The sequence below is a fragment of the Bacillus sp. LR--39 genome (assembly GCF_053613335.1).
Genome location: NZ_JBSIOT010000005.1, coordinates 1 through 17,566, shown reverse-complemented (window position 1 = coordinate 17,566; position 17,566 = coordinate 1). Strand labels below are relative to the sequence as shown.

Here is a 17,566-nt window from a genome sequence, read left to right as displayed (position 1 = left end):
GGGACACATGATTATGCGTCGTATTGACCCAAGCAAATTAGAGTTAGAAGAACGCTTAGTTACGGTTAACCGCGTAGCGAAAGTTGTTAAAGGTGGTCGTCGTTTCCGTTTCGCAGCTCTAGTCGTTGTCGGTGACAAAAACGGTCACGTAGGTTTCGGTACTGGTAAAGCACAAGAAGTACCTGAAGCAATCCGCAAAGCTGTTGAAGATGCGAAAAAGAATTTGATTGAAGTACCAATGGTTGGAACTACGATTCCACACGAAATCATCGGACGTTTCGGTGCAGGCAATATCTTGTTGAAACCTGCTTCTGAAGGTACTGGAGTTATCGCTGGAGGCCCTGTACGTGCGGTACTTGAGCTTGCTGGCGTTGCTGATATCCTTTCTAAGTCTTTAGGTTCTAACACACCGATCAACATGATCCGTGCAACACTTCAAGGTTTAAGTGAGCTTAAACGTGCCGAAGACGTTGCGAAGCTTCGTGGAAAATCTGTAGAAGAACTGTTAGGATAAGGAGGGAACATTAATGGCTAAATTAGAAATTACCCTCAAACGCAGTGTAATCGGTCGCCCGGAAGATCAGCGCGTTACTGTAAGAACACTTGGTTTAAAGAAAACAAACCAAACTGTCGTTCATGAAGATAACGCTGCGATCCGCGGTATGATTAATAAAGTATCTCATCTAGTTTCTGTTAAAGAACAATAAAAATAAATTATAGGCTAAGGAGGTGTCCTAATGAAACTTCATGAATTAAAGCCTTCAGAAGGTTCACGTAAAGTACGCAATCGCGTAGGTCGTGGTATTGGTTCTGGTAACGGTAAAACAGCTGGTAAAGGTCACAAAGGTCAAAACGCTCGTTCTGGCGGCGGTGTACGCCCTGGATTCGAGGGGGGACAAATGCCTTTATTCCAACGTCTTCCTAAACGCGGTTTTACAAACATCAACCGTAAGGATTACGCTATTGTGAACGTAGACAAATTGAACGGTTTTGCGGAAGGAACGGAAGTCACTCCTGAACTTCTTCTTGAGACTGGTGTTATTAGCAAACTTAATGCAGGAGTAAAGATTCTTGGCAACGGTAAATTAGAGAAAAAATTAACTGTAAAAGCCAATAAATTCTCTGCTTCTGCGAAAGAAGCTGTTGAAGCTGCTGGCGGTACAGCTGAGGTGATCTAACTTGTTTAAGACAATCTCCAACTTTATGCGTGTGAGTGATATTCGGAATAAAATCATTTTTACATTACTCATGCTTATCGTCTTTCGCATAGGTGCGTTTATCCCTGTGCCATATGTAAATGCTCAGGCGTTGCAGACACAAAGTTCGATGGGGGTTTTTGATCTCCTTAATACATTTGGCGGCGGTGCGCTTTATCAGTTCTCCATTTTTGCGATGGGAATTACGCCTTACATCACTGCTTCGATCATCATTCAGCTGCTTCAGATGGATGTTGTGCCGAAGTTTACCGAGTGGTCTAAGCAAGGTGAAGTCGGCCGCCGTAAATTAGCTCAGTTCACGAGATATTTTACGATTGTGCTTGGTTTTATCCAGGCATTAGGTATGTCTTACGGGTTTAACAACCTGGCAAACGGTATGCTGATTGAGAAATCCGGCATATCGACATATCTGATTATTGCTTTAGTACTCACTGGAGGAACTGCTTTTTTAATGTGGCTGGGAGAACAAATTACTTCCAATGGAGTAGGTAACGGAATTTCGATCATCATCTTCGCGGGGATTGTGGCTAGTATTCCGAAAACTGTTGGGCAGATTTATGAGACTCAATTTGTCGGCAGCAGCGATCAGCTGTTTATTCATATTGTAAAAATCGCTTTACTGGTGATTGCGATTTTGGCCGTTATTGTTGGTGTTATATTCATTCAGCAGGCCGTACGCAAAATCGCGATTCAATATGCAAAAGGGCAAGGTCGTTCACCTGTTGGCGGAGGCCAGTCAACTCACCTTCCGCTTAAAGTGAATCCGGCAGGGGTTATTCCGGTAATCTTTGCGGTTGCGTTTCTTATTACGCCGCGTACTATCGCGTCATTTTTCGGAGAAAACAATGTGACAAAGTGGATTCAAGCCAACTTTGACAATACACATCCGGTGGGCATGGCGGTTTATGTCGCATTAATTATCGCCTTTACGTACTTCTATGCTTTTGTGCAGGTAAACCCTGAACAAATGGCTGATAACCTAAAAAAACAGGGTGGCTATATCCCGGGGGTTCGTCCAGGGAAAATGACTCAAGATAGAATTACGAGCATTTTGTATCGACTTACGTTTGTGGGTTCTATATTCTTAGCCGTGATTTCCATTCTTCCTATCTTTTTCATTCAATTCGCTGGATTGCCTCAAAGTGCACAGATTGGCGGAACATCATTGTTAATTGTCGTCGGGGTAGCCTTGGAGACAATGAAGCAGCTGGAGAGCCAGTTAGTGAAACGTAATTACCGAGGATTTATGAAAAATTAGAGGACTGGTTTTAACCATTCCTCTAAATAAGAGAGGACGGGGGAAATCCGAATGAACTTAGTCTTAATGGGACTTCCTGGAGCCGGTAAAGGCACACAGGGAGAACGAATTGTTGAGGATTATGGGATACCTCATATCTCAACGGGAGATATGTTCCGTGCTGCTATGAAAGAAGAAACACCACTCGGACTCGAAGCAAAGTCTTATATTGATAAAGGCGAGCTCGTACCGGACGAAGTCACAATCGGCATTGTCAAAGAAAGACTCGGCAAAGATGATTGTGAAAGAGGTTTTCTTCTGGACGGATTTCCGCGAACAGTCGCTCAGGCTGAAGCTCTTGAAAACATTCTTGAGGAATACGGCAAGCCGATTGATTATGTCATTAACATTAAAGTAGACAAAGACTCTTTAATGGAACGTTTGACTGGACGCAGAATTTGCAGTGTTTGCGGCACAACCTACCATTTGGTTTTCAATCCGCCGAAAACGCCGGGTGTTTGTGATAAAGACGGAGGAGACCTTTATCAACGGGCAGATGATAATGAGGAAACCGTCTCAAAACGGCTTGAGGTCAACATGAAGCAGACTCAGCCTTTACTCGATTTTTATTCTGAGAAAGGGTATCTTGTCAACGTCAATGGCCAGCAGGACATTAACGACGTGTACAAAGATGTGAAAGAGCTTCTTGGAGGATTGAGCAAATGATTATCTGTAAGACCCCTCGTGAGCTTGGCATCATGCGGGAAGCAGGGCGAATCGTGGCTTTGACTCATGAAGAGATGAAAAAGCACATTAAACCAGGAATCTCGACAAAAGAATTGGATCAAATTGCCGAACGTTTTATTGAGAAGCAGGGTGCAATCCCATCTTTTAAGGGGTATAATGGGTTTCGCGGGAGCATCTGTGTATCAGTTAATGAAGAACTCGTTCACGGAATTCCCGGTAAAAGGGTTTTGCGTGACGGTGACATTATCAGCATTGATATCGGTGCTAAATTAAATGGTTATCATGGTGACTCTGCTTGGACATATCCGGTAGGAAACATCAGTGATGATGATAAACGACTGCTGGAAGTGACAGAGGAGTCTTTATATAAAGGCTTGAAGGAAGCAAAACCAGGTGAACGTTTGTCGAATATTTCCCACGCAATACAAACGTATGTCGAAAATGAGCAGTTTTCAGTTGTTAGGGAGTATGTCGGACATGGTGTTGGTCAAGACTTGCATGAGGATCCGCAAATTCCTCATTACGGTCCGCCAAACAAAGGACCTAGGCTGAAGCCTGGTATGGTTCTCGCTATAGAACCGATGGTTAACGCTGGCAGCCGGTATGTGAAAACATTGGCTGACAACTGGACGGTTGTAACGGTAGATGGGAAAAAGTGTGCTCATTTTGAACATACGATTGCGATTACGGAAACGGGTTTTGATATACTGACAAAAGTCTAGATGATGAAATGAATTCCTTGACACATGTTTTTCATTCCGCACCTGGGCAGATTGTAGGTTTACAATTGGTCGGAAGAAAAACCGGCTAGCTGCTGTCATCGGAATGAAGATTCATCATCGTGTACTAAAGCAGACGGAGAAAGCGTACATTTCATTCTCCTTAGAAAAAGAATATCAATCATTCACCCTTTATGATTGCGTATCTCCGGAAGTTCAGAACAGTATAAACGAAACAGGGCGTGTGACAAACGGATAACTGAGATTTTCTCTTTTGAAATTTGTCAGAGAGCAAGTTACTGATTTGAAGAAGGGAGAACACTTGAATGGCGAAAGACGATGTAATTGAAGTGGAAGGTACGATTGTCGAAACACTGCCAAACGCGATGTTCAAAGTTGAACTCGAAAATGGCCATACGGTTTTGGCTCACGTATCTGGTAAAATCCGCATGCACTTCATTCGCATTTTACCTGGAGACAAAGTTACGGTAGAATTATCTCCATATGACTTAACTCGTGGCAGGATTACGTACCGTTACAAATAAAGCACTCCGGAAACTGAAGGAGGTTGGAAACACATGAAAGTGAGACCATCAGTTAAACCAATCTGCGAAAAATGTAAAGTTATTCGCAGAAAAGGAAAAGTAATGGTGATCTGTGAAAATCCAAAGCATAAACAAAAACAAGGATAATTAATAAGGAGGTGCCCAGAGAATGGCTCGTATTGCTGGTGTAGATATCCCACGTGACAAACGTGTTGTTATTTCTTTAACATATGTCTTCGGAATTGGCCGCACAACGGCTCAGCAAGTCTTGAAAGAGGCTGGTGTTTCTGAAGATACTCGTGTGCGTGATCTTACTGAAGAAGAACTTGGTAAAATCCGTGATGTTATTGACAAACTGAAAGTAGAAGGTGACCTTCGCCGTGAAGTTTCTCTTAACATCAAGCGTCTGATCGAAATCGGAAGCTACCGCGGAATCCGCCATCGCAGAGGTTTGCCTGTTCGCGGACAAAACTCTAAAAACAATGCGCGTACTCGTAAAGGTCCGCGTCGTACTGTAGCTAACAAGAAAAAATAAGTAAGTAAGGGAGGTACCTAAACAATGGCTGCTGCTCGTAAACAAAACACGCGTAAACGTCGCGTGAAAAAGAATATTGAGTCAGGAATCGCTCATATTCGTTCAACTTTCAATAACACGATCGTTACGATCACTGATACTCATGGTAATGCTATTTCTTGGTCAAGTGCCGGAGCTCTAGGATTCAGAGGTTCTCGTAAATCTACTCCTTTTGCTGCGCAAATGGCTGCTGAAACAGCTGCTAAAGGTTCAATCGAACACGGACTTAAAACTCTTGAAGTAACTGTTAAAGGACCAGGTTCTGGCCGTGAAGCTGCAATCCGTGCTTTACAAGCTGCCGGGCTTGAAGTTACAGCTATCAGAGACGTAACTCCTGTTCCTCATAATGGATGCCGTCCACCAAAACGTCGCCGCGTGTAATTTGTTTGTATAGATTTTGTGTCCCTGTCAATAATGGGTTATGATACAGTTATTTATGAAACGAATGCACCGACTCGTTGCCTGAGCACATACGGGACTAAACAATGGGGAATTTCGGATGGAATCTCATATGATTCTATTCGAGGTTTCGACGTTTTGAAGGAGGGTTTTAAGTAATGATCGAGATTGAAAAACCAAAAATCGAAACGGTTGAAATCAGCGACGATGCCAAATTTGGTAAGTTTGTCGTAGAGCCGCTTGAGCGTGGATATGGTACAACTCTGGGTAACTCCTTACGTCGTATCCTCTTATCCTCACTCCCTGGTGCCGCTGTAACATCGATCCAGATAGATGGTGTACTGCACGAATTCTCGACAATCGAAGGCGTTGTGGAAGATGTTACAACGATAATCTTGCACATTAAAAAGCTTGCATTGAAAATCTACTCTGATGAAGAGAAGACGCTTGAAATTGATGTACAGGGCGAAGGAACTGTCACAGCAGCTGATATTACACACGACAGCGATGTTGAAATCCTTAATCCGGATCTTCATATCGCGACTCTTGGTGAGAATGCGAGTTTCCGAGTTCGCCTTACTGCACAAAGAGGACGTGGGTATACACCTGCTGATTCGAACAAAAGAGACGATCAGCCAATCGGCGTGATTCCGATCGATTCAATCTTTACGCCAGTTTCTCGTTTATCTTATCAGGTAGAAAACACTCGTGTAGGCCAGGTTGCAAACTATGACAAACTTACACTTGATGTTTGGACTGACGGAAGCACTGGACCGAAGGAAGCAATTGCGCTCGGTTCAAAGATTTTAACTGAACACCTTAATATATTCGTCGGTTTAACTGACGAAGCTCAGCATGCTGAAATCATGGTTGAAAAAGAAGAGGATCAAAAAGAGAAAGTTCTTGAAATGACGATTGAGGAACTTGATCTTTCTGTCCGGTCTTACAACTGCTTGAAGCGTGCGGGCATTAACACGGTTCAAGAACTTGCGAACAAGACGGAAGAAGATATGATGAAAGTTCGCAACCTGGGACGCAAATCACTTGAAGAAGTGAAAGCGAAACTTGAAGAACTTGGACTCGGCCTTCGCAAAGACGATTGATCTAGTTTCCATGTGAACTAGGATTTTCGTGTGTTTTTTATTTAGAAACAGCATTCCATTAAAGGAGGGGACATCACATGTCATACAGAAAACTAGGACGTACGAGTTCACAGCGTAAAGCTATGCTTCGTGATCTTACAACAGATTTGATCATCAACGAAAGAATTGAAACAACTGAAACACGTGCGAAAGAACTTCGCTCTGTTGTTGAAAAGATGATCACTCTTGGTAAGCGCGGTGACTTGCATGCTCGTCGTCAAGCTGCTGCATACATTCGCAACGAGGTTGCTAATGAGGAAAATAACCAAGATGCACTTCAAAAATTGTTCTCTGACATTGCAACTCGTTACGAGGAGCGCCAAGGCGGATACACACGTATTATGAAGCTTGGTCCTCGCCGTGGTGACGGTGCACCAATGGCAATCATCGAATTGGTTTAATCACATATTTTTGTGTATCTAAAGAAGGGCGGGACAGTTTCTAACTGGATCTATGCCCTTTTTTTAGATATCAGAACTTTTTATCATGAGACAGACAAGCAGAGCTATAGCTGAGAGGAGGCCAGGCGCCCGTGGATCAAAAACAGCTTATATCCGTAAAAGACATTCTATTCCGATACCGCAAAGATGCGGAAAGACCGGCGCTGGACGGTGTGAGTCTGGAGGTATACGAAGGAGAATGGCTTGCTATCGTAGGCCACAACGGTTCAGGGAAGTCGACTTTGGCCAGAGCGCTGAACGGACTGATTTTGCCTGAGGCCGGAGAAATTGAAGTCGGCGGCATCAAGCTGACTGAGGATACCGTGTGGGATGTGCGAAAAAAAATAGGGATGGTCTTTCAGAATCCCGATAACCAATTTGTCGGAACGACTGTTCGCGATGATGTGGCTTTTGGTTTAGAAAACAATGGTGTTCCGCGCGAAGAAATGATTGAGAGAGTAGTTTGGGCTGTCACACAAGTCAATATGCAGGATTTTCTTGATCAAGAGCCGCACCATCTCTCCGGAGGTCAAAAACAAAGAGTGGCGATCGCAGGAATTATTGCCGCGCGTCCTGATATTATGATTTTGGATGAAGCGACATCCATGCTTGACCCGATTGGGAGAGAAGAAGTCCTTGATACTGTCAGACGCTTAAAAGATCAGGGCATGGCCACCGTCATTTCGATAACACATGATCTGGAAGAAGCCGCAAGGGCGGACAGGATCATTGTGATGAACGGCGGCAGGAAATATGCAGAGGGCACGCCTGAAGAGATTTTTAAATTAAACGAAGACTTGGTTCGCATCGGTCTTGATTTGCCTTTCTCATTCCAGCTCAGCCTGCTTTTGAAAGAAAGCGGACTGGCGTTAACGAAAAACCATCTGACTCAGGAAGGGCTGGTGAATGAGCTGTGGACATTAAAATCAAAGATGTAGAACACCGCTATCAAATGAAGACACCGTTTGAACGGCTTGCTCTGTATGATATCAATGCCGTAATAAAAGAGGGCAGCTACGTTGCCGTCATCGGGCATACAGGGTCGGGCAAATCGACGCTCCTGCAGCATTTAAACGGTTTGCTGAAACCGACTAAAGGACAGCTTGAACTCGGGAGCACGATTCTGGCAGCCGGTAAAAAGAATAAAGACCTTAAGACTTTACGAAAAAAAGTCGGAATCGTTTTCCAATTTCCCGAACATCAGCTGTTTGAAGAGACTGTGCTGAAGGACATCGCATTCGGACCGATGAATTTCGGTGTAAAAAAAGAAGACGCTGAACGGAAAGCCAAAGAAATGCTGGGGCTTGTGGGCCTTCCGGAAGACATTTTGGATCGTTCACCATTTGAGCTCAGCGGCGGCCAGATGCGCAGAGTGGCGATTGCCGGCGTTCTCGCGATGGAGCCGGAAGTGCTGGTTTTGGATGAACCGACGGCCGGTCTTGATCCGAGAGGGCGCCAGGACATTATGGACATGTTCTATGCGCTTCATCAGCGGGGAAACCTGACAACCGTTCTCGTCACCCACAGCATGGAGGACGCCGCCCGTTATGCCGACGAGATGATCGTCATGCACAAAGGAACCATTAAAGCGACGGGGAGTCCGCGTGACTTGTTTGTAAAAGGTGAAGAGATGTCCGAAATGGGCCTGGATCTTCCTGAATCGGTGAAGTTTCAGAGACGGCTTGAGAAGGCTCTCGGCGTCAAGTATGAGAAACCCATGCTGACCCTGCAGGATGCCGCCAGTGAAATTAAGGCTTTCTTTCAGGAGGAAAAGGACCAATGATGGACAGCATGATTATCGGAAAGTATGTTCCCGGATCATCGCTTATTCACCGATTGGACCCGCGAACAAAACTTGTCAGCATCTTTCTTTTTGTATGTATTGTTTTTTTGGCAAACAACGTACAGACGTACGCTTTACTCGGGTTGTTTACATTCGGGGTGATTGCCTTAACACGAGTGCCGTTCAGCTTTTTGCTGAAGGGGCTTAAGCCGATTATCTGGATTGTGGCGTTTACCTTTTTATTACACATTTTCATGACGCATGAAGGATCTGTCATTTTTCAGCTTGGCTGGTTTAAAGTGTATGAGGGCGGACTTATACAGGGTATTTTTATCTCCCTCCGTTTCGTTTACCTTATCTTTATGACGACGCTGCTGACGCTGACAACAACGCCGATTGAAATAACAGATGGAATGGAGCAGCTGCTGAACCCTTTTAAAAAGGTGAAGCTGCCCGTACACGAACTCGCATTGATGATGTCGATATCATTGCGATTTATCCCGACATTGATGGAAGAGACAGATAAAATCATGAAGGCGCAAATGGCGAGGGGTGCGGACTTTACAAGCGGCCCGGTGAAAGACAGAATCAAAGCGGTTGTTCCGCTGCTTGTCCCGCTGTTTGTCAGCGCCTTTAAACGCGCAGAAGAGCTCGCGGTCGCCATGGAGGCGAGAGGCTACCAGGGCGGTGAGGGGAGAACGAAATACAGAAAGCTTGTCTGGACCGGAAAGGATACCGGAGCTATTCTGCTCATCATGGTATTAGCCGTGTTATTGTTTTTCTTAAGAAGTTAGAGGTGCTGCTGAATGAGAGTGAAATGTACCATTGCTTATGACGGGCATTTATTTAACGGGTATCAGGTTCAGCCTGGAAAGCGGACCGTTCAAAGTGAATTGGAAAAAGCGCTGGCCGTCATCCATAAAACGGACGGCAGAGTGCCTGTTTACTCATCCGGCCGCACGGACAGCGATGTTCATGCTGCCGGGCAGGTCATTCATTTTGATACGCCGCTGTCCATCCCGGCTGAGAAATGGCCGTTTGCGCTCAATGCCCTGCTGCCTGATGATATTGCCGTCAAAACAGCAGAGATTGCGGATGATGGGTTCCATGCACGATTTAGCGCGGTCCAAAAGGAATATCGCTACATTGTATATACGGAGAAACACCCGGACGTATTTAAACGACATTACGCTTACCATTTTGCATATCCGCTTAATGTGCAGAAAATGAGGGAAGCTTCAAGGCACCTCATCGGGACACATGATTTCACAAGCTTTTGCGCGGCTGATACCGCGGTTCAGGATAAGGTCAGAACGATTTACGAGCTGGATTGGACTGAGACCGGAGACGGCCTGCAGATGCGGATCACCGGTAACGGTTTTCTCTATAATATGGTCAGAATCATTGCCGGAACGTTATTGGATACAGGAGCTGGAAAATTTTCTCCCGATGATGTAAAAGCAATGCTCGAAGCGAAAGATCGCGAAGCCGCGGGGCGCACCGCACCGGGGCACGGGCTGTATTTATGGAGCGTTTGCTATGACAACTAAACCAGGTGTAACATTTTCTTGACAGAGTCTGCATAAAGTTATAAGATATCATATGGTATGTATTTCAACCCCACGATAAGCCCCGGAACTTATTGTGTTGTGAAATAGAACGTAATCGAAGATTATTGAAAATGACAGATCATTTAGGAGGGAAATTCAATGCGTACAACACCTATGGCTAACGCAAGTACTATTGAACGCAAGTGGTTAGTTGTTGATGCAGCTGGCAAGACTTTAGGACGTCTTTCTACAGAAGTTGCATCTATCCTTCGCGGGAAACACAAACCGACTTACACACCGCACGTTGATACTGGAGATCATGTGATCATCATCAACGCTGAAAAAATCGAGTTAACTGGTAAAAAGTTAACTGACAAAATCTACTACCGTCACACTCAACATCCAGGCGGATTAAAATCAAGAACTGCTCTTGAAATGCGTACAAACTACCCTGAGAAAATGCTTGAGCTTGCTATCAAAGGCATGCTTCCAAAAGGTTCTCTAGGTCGTCAAATGTTCAAAAAATTGAACGTATACCGTGGTTCTGAGCATCCACATGAAGCACAAAAACCTGAAGTTTACGAACTTCGCGGTTAATTAAAAAGGAGGTTACCAATTTGGCACAGGTTCAATATTACGGTACTGGCCGTCGTAAAAGTTCTGTAGCGCGTGTGCGCTTAGTTCCAGGAGAAGGTCGTATCGTCGTTAATAATCGTGAAATCAGCGAGCACATTCCATCTCCAGCTCTAATCGAAGATATCAAACAACCATTAACTTTAACTGAAACAGCTGGTACTTATGATGTTTTAGTAAACGTACATGGAGGCGGCTTATCTGGTCAAGCTGGAGCAATCCGTCATGGTATCGCTCGTGCTTTGCTTGAAGCAGATCCAGAATACCGTGCAACACTTAAACGTGCTGGTCTTCTGACTCGTGACGCTCGTATGAAAGAACGTAAAAAATACGGTCTTAAAGGCGCTCGTCGTGCACCTCAGTTCTCAAAACGTTAATCGTTTTGGATGGCAAAAACCACAACTTCTTGGTTGTGGTTTTTTTGTATTTTTTTCTCATATTCAAGAGGTTATCCGATGTTTTTCTAGAATTGTTTGTTATACTCTATTCATTACCAATAAGGAGCGCAGTTATAATGAATAAGTTAGTCATACATAACAGCAAGGCATGGGATAAAAAAGTCGAAACAGGCAATGAATGGACGGTTGCGGTTGATTCTCATACGATTGGTGAAGCGAAAAAAGGCAATTGGAGCATCAGAATGACCCCCGGAAAAGATGTGCCGGCGGATTGGTTTCCGCCCATAGACGGTCTGAAGGTTCTTTGTCTCGCTTCAGGAGGAGGACAGCAAGGGCCGGTCCTTGCTGCTGCAGGAGCGGACGTGACCATCTTTGACAATTCGGAAAAACAGCTTGCGCAAGACAGAATGGTTGCCGAGCGGGACGATCTTACGCTTCGGACTGTCAAAGGCAGCATGAATGATCTGAGCTGTTTTGATGATGAGTCATTTGATTTTATCGTGCACCCGGTATCGAATTGCTTTGTTGATACGGTTCTTCCGGTATGGAAAGAAGCTCATCGCGTATTGAAAAAAGGCGGGTCTTTAGTCTCCGGTTTTGTAAATCCCGTCGTGTTCTTATTTGATATGGATTTAGAGCAGGAAGGTGTACTCAAAGTAAAGTATTCCATTCCGTTTTCGGATGAAAAAGACCTGAGTAAGAAAAAGGTAAAGGAACTTATTGATAATCATGAAGCGCTTGAATTCGGCCATACGCTGGAGGATCAAATTAAAGGTCAGATTGACGCAGGCTTCATGGTTGCCGGTTTTTACGAGGACAAAGGCGGCCTCGTGCTGGATGAATACATTAATACATACTCCGTAACAAGAAGCATTAAAATATAAAAACGGCATCCCGTCAGAGGTGCTGTTTTTTTGCGGCTTTTTCCTGCGGACGGCTGATCACATTAGCCGAAACCGGTTCTATTCCAATTTCTCTGGCCCAAACCGACAGTTGTCCCATATGGTGAATCTCATGCGCAAGGATGTGGCGGAGAATATCTTCTTTAGGAAAGGTTTGGTCCATCCAGTCCGGCTTAACAAGATCCGGTCCTTTGAGGGAGACCGCATGAATGACATCCTCCCGATGCTGTTCAGACAGCTTTCTGAGATCCTGAATGCTCGTATAGTCAGACTCAGCAGGTAAAACATCATCTTTACCTAAAATGGCACGAGCCCAGCTGATCTCGACATCAATGATATGAAATAAAGTCCGCAAGATGCTCTCCATTCCGCCCGTCCGGGTTTTCGTCAGTTCCTCCCGGCTCAGCTTTTCACATATCATAAACCACTCGTCACGCACCGTCCAATTGTATTGAAACAGCTTTTTCATCACGTCACCTCAGCTCTTTATTCTTCCAGTTAACATAAAACTCCTTCATTTGGGAGGATTTCCACTATCAACAAAGCATGCTTTTTCCCTTTTCCTTTCAAAATAACAGTAAAAAGGAGCGTGGCTGGCAATGGCAGAAGTATTATCTTTTTCAGACGTGAAACGGCAGAAGGATTTTGAGCTTGAGAAGAGTTTACTAAAGGAGCTGTCACTGACGCAGATCATTCAGTCCGTAAAAGCATGTCTTACCCCTTTGTTTCCCTTTCTTCAAGACGAACACGGCATTCTGAGTGAAGGATGCATAGATTTTGCAATTGAAGCGTATTTATTAGGCGGCAGGTTCGGCGTCTTTGGCTATTATGGTGAGTCTTTGCAGAGGGCAAACGCCCGTTCGGCTGAGGAAGAGGAAGAACTGACGGTCGATTTTTTTGAATATCTTTGCAATTGGACGCATGAGCAATATTCTTCCGTTAAACAAAAAGAAATCTATGAAGCGTCCTGCCGGTTTATCAACAGCTGGTGGACGGAAGGATTTCTGCAAAGAGAAAAACAATGTAAGCTCCGCATGAGGTAATCATAATTTCTTCCCTTGTCCCATACTTATTAATAACGGGGACAAGCGGGAGGGAAAGGTATGACAAAAAAGCTGAAATGGCTCGGTTTTTTACTTGGCTTTATCATATTATTGTGTTTATTCCGGTTTCAATTCCAAAATGATGATTCTTGGCGGCCGTGGAGTCTGCCTCTGAGCGGGAAAATCATCTATCTCGATCCGGGACACGGCGGGCCGGACGGAGGCGCCACGGGAGGCAGTCACCTTGAAAAGGACATTACTCTCGAAGTGGCCTCCAGGGTAAGAGACTATTTGCAGGAGCAGGGAGCTTTGGTCATTATGACGCGGGAGACGGATACTGATTTAGCTCCTGAAGGGACGAAAGGCTACAGCAGACGCAAAGCGGAAGATCTGAGAAAGCGCGTGGAAATCATCAACCGTTCAGAGGCGGAGCTTTATATCAGCATTCATCTGAACGCCATACCGTCACCGAGATGGAGCGGCGCCCAAAGCTTCTACTATGGAAAATACGAAGAAAATGAAAAAGTGGCAAAATATATACAGGACGAATTGAGAATCAATTTGGAGAATACAACGAGAAAGGCGAAACGGATACACGGCATTTACTTAATGCAGAATGTAACCAAACCGGGCGCGCTGGTGGAAATCGGATTTCTGTCCAATCCCGCGGAAGCGAAAAGGCTCGGCCAGCCCAAATATCAGGACAAAATCGCTTCTTCCGTGTATAAGGGCGTATTGAGATATTTTACAGAGAAAGGAGACCCTCCCGAGTAAGGAGGGTTTTTCGCCGATTCTATGTTTAATATATGGTATAATACCATTTGTAAACGAATACACAAAGGGTGAGGGTTCGATGATAAGAGAAGATGAAGTAAGAAATATAGTCGGAAACATGCGCGAACCTTTTCTTCATAGACCGCTGGGAGAATTGGATGCCATTAAAGAAGTAAAGATCAAGCCGGAAAAACGGCATGTCAGTGTAAAAATTGCATTGGCAAAAACGGGGACGGCTGAACAGATGGGTATTCAGCAGGAAATCGTATCCGTTCTGAAAGAAGCGGGTGCGGAAACTGTGGGACTGCGGTTTGAAGAGCTGCCGGAAGAAACATTGGCAAAATTCAGCCGGCCGGCTGCTGAAAGCGAAACCCTGCTGAATAGGAAACACCCGCCGGTCTTTCTTGCGGTGGCAAGCGGAAAAGGCGGTGTCGGCAAATCAACGGTTTCCGTCAACCTGGCCATTTCTCTTGCGCGGCTCGGAAAAAAAGTCGGCTTGATTGACGCGGATATATACGGATTCAGCGTGCCGGACATGATGGGTATTACAGTTCGCCCGACAGTAGAAGGAGAAAAACTGCTTCCTGTCGAAAGATTTGGAGTAAAGGTTATGTCGATGGGCTTTTTCGTCGAAGAAAACGCTCCGGTTGTGTGGAGAGGGCCGATGCTGGGCAAGATGCTGAATAACTTCTTCCATGAAGTTGACTGGGGAGAGGTTGACTATATCGTTCTTGATCTGCCGCCCGGCACGGGTGATGTGGCGCTTGATGTACACACGATGCTTCCGAGCTGCAAAGAGATTATCGTATCAACGCCGCACCCTACAGCCGCATTTGTAGCGGCGAGAGCGGGTTCTATGGCGATTAAGACCGATCATGAAGTTGTAGGGGTCATTGAAAATATGGCTTACTATGAAAGTGCAAAAACCGGCGAGAGAGAATATGTGTTCGGTCAAGGTGGGGGAGATAAGCTTGCAGAGGAATTGCAAGTGCCGCTGCTTGGCAGAATTCCTTTAAAACAGCCTGATTGGGACAAGGATCAATTTGCGCCTTCTGTCTATGACAGAAGTCATCCGATCGGGAAAATTTATATGGGGATCGCCCAGAAAGTCATTGAAAAAACAGCTGAATAAAAAAGGGGCCGGGATCAACACGGCCCGGCCTTTTATTGGCTTTCTTTTTCAGAGCTTGAAGCCGCTTTTTTCAATTCATCCTCGAATTGCTTTTTGAAAAGCGGGCTGGAAAGTGTCTCTGTAATTACATCTTCTAAGTAACTGCGGAATTTTTGGCTTTTCACCAGCTCATAGTATTTTTTATCCATGCCGGGGTCCTGCATGATCTGCATAAAACTTTTCTGATAATCAGGGTCTTTCATCAGTTTTTTTATGATTTTTTCATGCTCGGGCTGAAGAGTTTTTGCAAAGCTCTCGGCGAACTTTGAGTCTTCAAAGATGGTTTTCCAGAACTCCGCCCCTTTTTTAGAGGTGAGGGTTTTCTCTATTGTGCCTTTAATGGCATTTTGATCAATCACCAATGCCTCATTCATCGCATCATCATTTAATATTTCCTTAATTGCTTTTTTTCCATCATCGGTCTTTAATATATCAACAACCATTTTTTTAGTCTGGTCATAATCCATATCCGCTGCTTGGTCTTTTGGAGCACAAGCTGTTACAGATAATACAACAAAACAGCTTATCAATAGCGTTTTGGCTTTTGACATGCATAAGCTCCTTCCTTACTTGTACTTATTTTTAATATGATTCATCGGAATGGATTTATACATAACAAAATATCGCTGAACGCGATTGTCAGGGGGATGAATAAGAGATGAAAAGCCGCGGGCTTGTTCGATTTTTCTTTTCGATTTTAGCTGTGGGCGCTCTTATTACAAGCGTCGTGGGATTTGCTCTGAAGTGGGGGGAGTACAAGGGGTTCTTTCTGAATTTTGAGGCCGGTCAGATTTTCTCCGTTCTGATCTGGTTTATCGGGGTAGGCATGATTTTCAGTGTGATCAGCCAGATGGGATTCTTCGTTTTTCTGACGGTGCACCGGTTTGCCCTTGAAATTCTCAGATCAAGCTCGCTTTGGAATCTGCTTCAGCTGTTTATCATTCTGTTTGTCGCTTTTGATTTAATGTACGTCAGATTTTTGTTTTTCGGAGAGCGGGATGACTCGATTGCGGGGTTTGTCTGGCTGCCGCTGGCTCTGCTTGCCGTCGGCCTGTTGACGGCGTATATAAAACAAAAGCAGTCCTCAAAAAATACGTTCGTTTCATCATTATTTTTAATGGTCGTTATTACAGCGCTTGAATGGGTTCCTGCGCTACGAGTGAATAATGAGGACTGGCTTTATTTGATGCTGATTCCGCTGATGGGCTGCAATGCGTTTCAGCTGTTAATGCTGCCGAAGTTTGCCCAGAGGTAGTTATTTCACTTCTGATGACTTGACGTCAGTATTTGCGATCAGGTCGCCGACGGTCACGTTTTTCAGTCCTTTTTGCTTTAAATTGTGAATAATGGCGGGGAGCGCTTCTTCAGTCTGTGTTGCTGAATCAGAGGCGTGCAGCAGGACAATGTCGCCGCCTTTTATATGACTGTTTACATTTTCAATGATTTTATCAGGGCCGGGATTTGTCCAATCCTGCGAGTTAACGCTGTAATGAACCACTGAATAGTGGTACTGCTGTGCAATGGTAAGAACCTTTTTATTAAATTGTCCGGTCGGCGGGCGGAGTAAATGAACATTCTTCACTCCCAGCTTTTTAAATGCAGTCTGGGCCCGGAGGATATCTTTTTTTATTTCATTGTCCTCTAGGTTGGTATAATTCTTATACGCATATCCCATGCTGCCGATTTGATGTCCGTCTTTTACCATACGTTCAACTGTGTCCGGGTGCCGTTCCGCCCAAGAAGCTGACAGAAAAAAAGTGGCGTTTTTAATACCGTTTGCTTTTAGCGCGTTCAGAATTGGAACTGCTTTTTCGTCGCCCCAGCTGATATCGAATGTTAATGCGACTTCGCCCGCTTTCGTCTCCCCTTTTGAAATAGCCTTCGGGCCGCTATCAGTTAAAAATACAGGAAGGGGGACGGCTCTCTGTATATAAAAAAAGCTGGCTGCTGCAAATGCGGCAATGATAATAATAAGCAGCTGTTTTATCCTTCTGATGTGCCACACGTAGAAGTGATTCACTGATGACGCCTCCTTATCTTGTCCATGCTTGATTACATCGTATGCTGCGGCGGAGATGAATATAACGAAATACGTTTTAAAAAAATGAAAAAAACACTTGCTAAATTTAAAGAATGCATGGTATATTATTAAACGTCGCTGATGAACAGCAGACAACAACAAAAAGCTTCGGAAACAACTTGAAAAAAGTTGTTGACATAAAAGAAGCTGAGTGGTAAGATAATAAAGCTGCTTCAACAAGCGGTAATGATCTTTGAAAACTAAACAAGACA

Annotated in this window: 26 protein-coding genes and 1 pseudogene; 24 read left to right on the top strand and 3 right to left on the bottom strand. The window is 44.6% G+C overall.

Annotated features, from left to right (window positions below):
• The first annotated feature begins 13 nt into the window (after positions 1 to 13).
• The 20 genes and pseudogenes from rpsE (at position 14) to ACWHAR_RS18265 (ending at position 12,268) form a co-directional block, all read left to right on the top strand.
• Positions 14 to 514, top strand: a complete 501-nt coding sequence (gene rpsE, locus ACWHAR_RS18360) for a 30S ribosomal protein S5 (protein ID WP_003328273.1) — start codon at positions 14 to 16, stop codon at positions 512 to 514.
• Positions 515 to 527: 13 nt separating this feature from the next.
• A complete protein-coding gene (gene rpmD / locus ACWHAR_RS18355; RefSeq protein ID WP_003156497.1) occupies positions 528 to 707 on the top strand; it encodes a 50S ribosomal protein L30 in 180 nt (59 codons plus the stop codon).
• A gap of 30 nt (positions 708 to 737) precedes the next feature.
• Positions 738 to 1,178 carry a 50S ribosomal protein L15 gene (gene rplO / locus ACWHAR_RS18350; RefSeq protein ID WP_007410405.1) on the top strand — a complete coding sequence of 147 codons (441 nt, stop codon included), beginning with the start codon at positions 738 to 740 and terminating at the stop codon, positions 1,176 to 1,178.
• A gap of 1 nt (position 1,179) precedes the next feature.
• Positions 1,180 to 2,475 (top strand): preprotein translocase subunit SecY, encoded by a 1,296-nt coding sequence (secY, locus tag ACWHAR_RS18345; RefSeq protein WP_007615246.1) that lies wholly within the window; start codon positions 1,180 to 1,182, stop codon positions 2,473 to 2,475.
• A gap of 51 nt (positions 2,476 to 2,526) precedes the next feature.
• Positions 2,527 to 3,180 carry an adenylate kinase gene (locus tag ACWHAR_RS18340; protein WP_007410407.1) on the top strand — a complete coding sequence of 218 codons (654 nt, stop codon included), beginning with the start codon at positions 2,527 to 2,529 and terminating at the stop codon, positions 3,178 to 3,180.
• Positions 3,177 to 3,923, top strand: a complete 747-nt coding sequence (gene map / locus ACWHAR_RS18335; RefSeq protein ID WP_007410408.1) for a type I methionyl aminopeptidase — start codon at positions 3,177 to 3,179, stop codon at positions 3,921 to 3,923. The genes ACWHAR_RS18340 and map overlap by 4 nt, the downstream gene beginning before the upstream one ends.
• 64 nt (positions 3,924 to 3,987) lie before the next feature.
• Positions 3,988 to 4,269: pseudogene (locus ACWHAR_RS18330) on the top strand (KOW domain-containing RNA-binding protein).
• Complete coding sequence (gene infA / locus ACWHAR_RS18325; protein WP_003156508.1) at positions 4,247 to 4,465, top strand: translation initiation factor IF-1; 219 nt, start codon at positions 4,247 to 4,249, stop codon at positions 4,463 to 4,465. The pseudogene ACWHAR_RS18330 and the gene infA overlap by 23 nt, the downstream one beginning before the upstream one ends.
• Before the next feature lie 33 nt (positions 4,466 to 4,498).
• Positions 4,499 to 4,612, top strand: a complete 114-nt coding sequence (gene rpmJ / locus ACWHAR_RS18320) for a 50S ribosomal protein L36 (RefSeq protein WP_003156543.1) — start codon at positions 4,499 to 4,501, stop codon at positions 4,610 to 4,612.
• 22 nt (positions 4,613 to 4,634) lie between these two features.
• Positions 4,635 to 5,000: a 30S ribosomal protein S13 gene (gene rpsM, locus ACWHAR_RS18315; RefSeq protein WP_003156545.1), complete on the top strand. Its 366-nt coding sequence runs from the start codon at positions 4,635 to 4,637 to the stop codon at positions 4,998 to 5,000.
• A gap of 24 nt (positions 5,001 to 5,024) precedes the next feature.
• A complete protein-coding gene (gene rpsK / locus ACWHAR_RS18310; protein ID WP_003156547.1) occupies positions 5,025 to 5,420 on the top strand; it encodes a 30S ribosomal protein S11 in 396 nt (131 codons plus the stop codon).
• 176 nt (positions 5,421 to 5,596) lie between these two features.
• Positions 5,597 to 6,541: a DNA-directed RNA polymerase subunit alpha gene (locus tag ACWHAR_RS18305; protein ID WP_003156549.1), complete on the top strand. Its 945-nt coding sequence runs from the start codon at positions 5,597 to 5,599 to the stop codon at positions 6,539 to 6,541.
• A 77-nt stretch (positions 6,542 to 6,618) separates the two neighbouring features.
• Positions 6,619 to 6,981: a 50S ribosomal protein L17 gene (gene rplQ / locus ACWHAR_RS18300; protein WP_003156550.1), complete on the top strand. Its 363-nt coding sequence runs from the start codon at positions 6,619 to 6,621 to the stop codon at positions 6,979 to 6,981.
• A gap of 131 nt (positions 6,982 to 7,112) precedes the next feature.
• A complete protein-coding gene (locus tag ACWHAR_RS18295; protein WP_032872235.1) occupies positions 7,113 to 7,958 on the top strand; it encodes an energy-coupling factor ABC transporter ATP-binding protein in 846 nt (281 codons plus the stop codon).
• Complete coding sequence (locus ACWHAR_RS18290; protein WP_007615263.1) at positions 7,934 to 8,803, top strand: energy-coupling factor ABC transporter ATP-binding protein; 870 nt, start codon at positions 7,934 to 7,936, stop codon at positions 8,801 to 8,803. The genes ACWHAR_RS18295 and ACWHAR_RS18290 overlap by 25 nt, the downstream gene beginning before the upstream one ends.
• Positions 8,800 to 9,597 (top strand): energy-coupling factor transporter transmembrane component T family protein, encoded by a 798-nt coding sequence (locus ACWHAR_RS18285; RefSeq protein WP_007410412.1) that lies wholly within the window; start codon positions 8,800 to 8,802, stop codon positions 9,595 to 9,597. Before ACWHAR_RS18290 ends, ACWHAR_RS18285 begins: the two co-directional genes overlap by 4 nt.
• 12 nt (positions 9,598 to 9,609) lie before the next feature.
• The gene (gene truA, locus ACWHAR_RS18280) at positions 9,610 to 10,353 is read left to right on the top strand and encodes a tRNA pseudouridine(38-40) synthase TruA (RefSeq protein ID WP_032872237.1); all 744 of its coding nucleotides are present in this window, start codon (positions 9,610 to 9,612) and stop codon (positions 10,351 to 10,353) included.
• Positions 10,354 to 10,512: 159 nt separating this feature from the next.
• Positions 10,513 to 10,950 (top strand): 50S ribosomal protein L13, encoded by a 438-nt coding sequence (gene rplM, locus ACWHAR_RS18275; RefSeq protein WP_003225844.1) that lies wholly within the window; start codon positions 10,513 to 10,515, stop codon positions 10,948 to 10,950.
• Positions 10,951 to 10,970: 20 nt separating this feature from the next.
• Complete coding sequence (gene rpsI, locus ACWHAR_RS18270) at positions 10,971 to 11,363, top strand: 30S ribosomal protein S9 (protein WP_003225846.1); 393 nt, start codon at positions 10,971 to 10,973, stop codon at positions 11,361 to 11,363.
• A gap of 137 nt (positions 11,364 to 11,500) precedes the next feature.
• Complete coding sequence (locus ACWHAR_RS18265; protein WP_007410414.1) at positions 11,501 to 12,268, top strand: class I SAM-dependent methyltransferase; 768 nt, start codon at positions 11,501 to 11,503, stop codon at positions 12,266 to 12,268.
• 13 nt (positions 12,269 to 12,281) lie between these two features.
• Here ACWHAR_RS18265 and ACWHAR_RS18260 read toward each other — a convergent pair whose 3' ends face one another.
• A complete protein-coding gene (locus ACWHAR_RS18260; protein WP_032872239.1) occupies positions 12,282 to 12,755 on the bottom strand; it encodes a DinB family protein in 474 nt (157 codons plus the stop codon).
• Between the two features lie 130 nt (positions 12,756 to 12,885).
• Between ACWHAR_RS18260 and ACWHAR_RS18255 the strand changes: the two genes are divergently transcribed.
• The 3 genes from ACWHAR_RS18255 (at position 12,886) to ACWHAR_RS18245 (ending at position 15,235) form a co-directional block, all read left to right on the top strand.
• Entirely contained in the window at positions 12,886 to 13,329 is a 444-nt protein-coding gene (locus ACWHAR_RS18255; protein ID WP_032872241.1) for a DUF2521 family protein, read from the top strand.
• A gap of 60 nt (positions 13,330 to 13,389) precedes the next feature.
• Positions 13,390 to 14,103, top strand: a complete 714-nt coding sequence (gene cwlD, locus ACWHAR_RS18250) for an N-acetylmuramoyl-L-alanine amidase CwlD (RefSeq protein WP_007615278.1) — start codon at positions 13,390 to 13,392, stop codon at positions 14,101 to 14,103.
• 79 nt (positions 14,104 to 14,182) lie between these two features.
• Positions 14,183 to 15,235, top strand: a complete 1,053-nt coding sequence (locus ACWHAR_RS18245) for an Mrp/NBP35 family ATP-binding protein (RefSeq protein WP_032872244.1) — start codon at positions 14,183 to 14,185, stop codon at positions 15,233 to 15,235.
• A 32-nt stretch (positions 15,236 to 15,267) separates the two neighbouring features.
• On the opposite strand, the gene gerD is transcribed toward ACWHAR_RS18245, so the two are convergent.
• Entirely contained in the window at positions 15,268 to 15,825 is a 558-nt protein-coding gene (gene gerD, locus ACWHAR_RS18240; protein ID WP_007615280.1) for a spore germination lipoprotein GerD, read from the bottom strand.
• A 107-nt stretch (positions 15,826 to 15,932) separates the two neighbouring features.
• Here gerD and kbaA point away from each other — a divergent pair, with 107 nt between their 5' ends.
• Entirely contained in the window at positions 15,933 to 16,529 is a 597-nt protein-coding gene (gene kbaA, locus ACWHAR_RS18235) for a KinB-signaling pathway activation protein (protein ID WP_007410420.1), read from the top strand.
• Here the strand turns inward: kbaA and pdaB are convergent, their stop codons facing one another.
• The gene (gene pdaB / locus ACWHAR_RS18230) at positions 16,530 to 17,294 is read right to left on the bottom strand and encodes a polysaccharide deacetylase family sporulation protein PdaB (protein WP_011996204.1); all 765 of its coding nucleotides are present in this window, start codon (positions 17,292 to 17,294) and stop codon (positions 16,530 to 16,532) included.
• Positions 17,295 to 17,566: the final 272 nt, after the last annotated feature.

What these genes read in the sequence shown, in the direction of transcription:
- rpsE (WP_003328273.1), top strand. Translation starts at nt 14, where the DNA reads ATGCGTCGTATTGACCCAAGCAAATTAGAGTTAGAAGAACGCTTAGTT.
- rpmD (WP_003156497.1), top strand. Translation starts at nt 528, where the DNA reads ATGGCTAAATTAGAAATTACCCTCAAACGCAGTGTAATCGGTCGCCCG.
- rplO (WP_007410405.1), top strand. Translation starts at nt 738, where the DNA reads ATGAAACTTCATGAATTAAAGCCTTCAGAAGGTTCACGTAAAGTACGC.
- ACWHAR_RS18340 (WP_007410407.1), top strand. Translation starts at nt 2,527, where the DNA reads ATGAACTTAGTCTTAATGGGACTTCCTGGAGCCGGTAAAGGCACACAG.
- map (WP_007410408.1), top strand. Translation starts at nt 3,177, where the DNA reads ATGATTATCTGTAAGACCCCTCGTGAGCTTGGCATCATGCGGGAAGCA.
- infA (WP_003156508.1), top strand. Translation starts at nt 4,247, where the DNA reads ATGGCGAAAGACGATGTAATTGAAGTGGAAGGTACGATTGTCGAAACA.
- rpmJ (WP_003156543.1), top strand. Translation starts at nt 4,499, where the DNA reads ATGAAAGTGAGACCATCAGTTAAACCAATCTGCGAAAAATGTAAAGTT.
- rpsM (WP_003156545.1), top strand. Translation starts at nt 4,635, where the DNA reads ATGGCTCGTATTGCTGGTGTAGATATCCCACGTGACAAACGTGTTGTT.
- rpsK (WP_003156547.1), top strand. Translation starts at nt 5,025, where the DNA reads ATGGCTGCTGCTCGTAAACAAAACACGCGTAAACGTCGCGTGAAAAAG.
- ACWHAR_RS18305 (WP_003156549.1), top strand. Translation starts at nt 5,597, where the DNA reads ATGATCGAGATTGAAAAACCAAAAATCGAAACGGTTGAAATCAGCGAC.
- rplQ (WP_003156550.1), top strand. Translation starts at nt 6,619, where the DNA reads ATGTCATACAGAAAACTAGGACGTACGAGTTCACAGCGTAAAGCTATG.
- ACWHAR_RS18285 (WP_007410412.1), top strand. Translation starts at nt 8,800, where the DNA reads ATGATGGACAGCATGATTATCGGAAAGTATGTTCCCGGATCATCGCTT.
- truA (WP_032872237.1), top strand. Translation starts at nt 9,610, where the DNA reads ATGAGAGTGAAATGTACCATTGCTTATGACGGGCATTTATTTAACGGG.
- rplM (WP_003225844.1), top strand. Translation starts at nt 10,513, where the DNA reads ATGCGTACAACACCTATGGCTAACGCAAGTACTATTGAACGCAAGTGG.
- ACWHAR_RS18265 (WP_007410414.1), top strand. Translation starts at nt 11,501, where the DNA reads ATGAATAAGTTAGTCATACATAACAGCAAGGCATGGGATAAAAAAGTC.
- ACWHAR_RS18260 (WP_032872239.1), bottom strand. Translation starts at nt 12,755, where the DNA reads ATGAAAAAGCTGTTTCAATACAATTGGACGGTGCGTGACGAGTGGTTT.
- ACWHAR_RS18255 (WP_032872241.1), top strand. Translation starts at nt 12,886, where the DNA reads ATGGCAGAAGTATTATCTTTTTCAGACGTGAAACGGCAGAAGGATTTT.
- cwlD (WP_007615278.1), top strand. Translation starts at nt 13,390, where the DNA reads ATGACAAAAAAGCTGAAATGGCTCGGTTTTTTACTTGGCTTTATCATA.
- ACWHAR_RS18245 (WP_032872244.1), top strand. Translation starts at nt 14,183, where the DNA reads ATGATAAGAGAAGATGAAGTAAGAAATATAGTCGGAAACATGCGCGAA.
- gerD (WP_007615280.1), bottom strand. Translation starts at nt 15,825, where the DNA reads ATGTCAAAAGCCAAAACGCTATTGATAAGCTGTTTTGTTGTATTATCT.
- kbaA (WP_007410420.1), top strand. Translation starts at nt 15,933, where the DNA reads ATGAAAAGCCGCGGGCTTGTTCGATTTTTCTTTTCGATTTTAGCTGTG.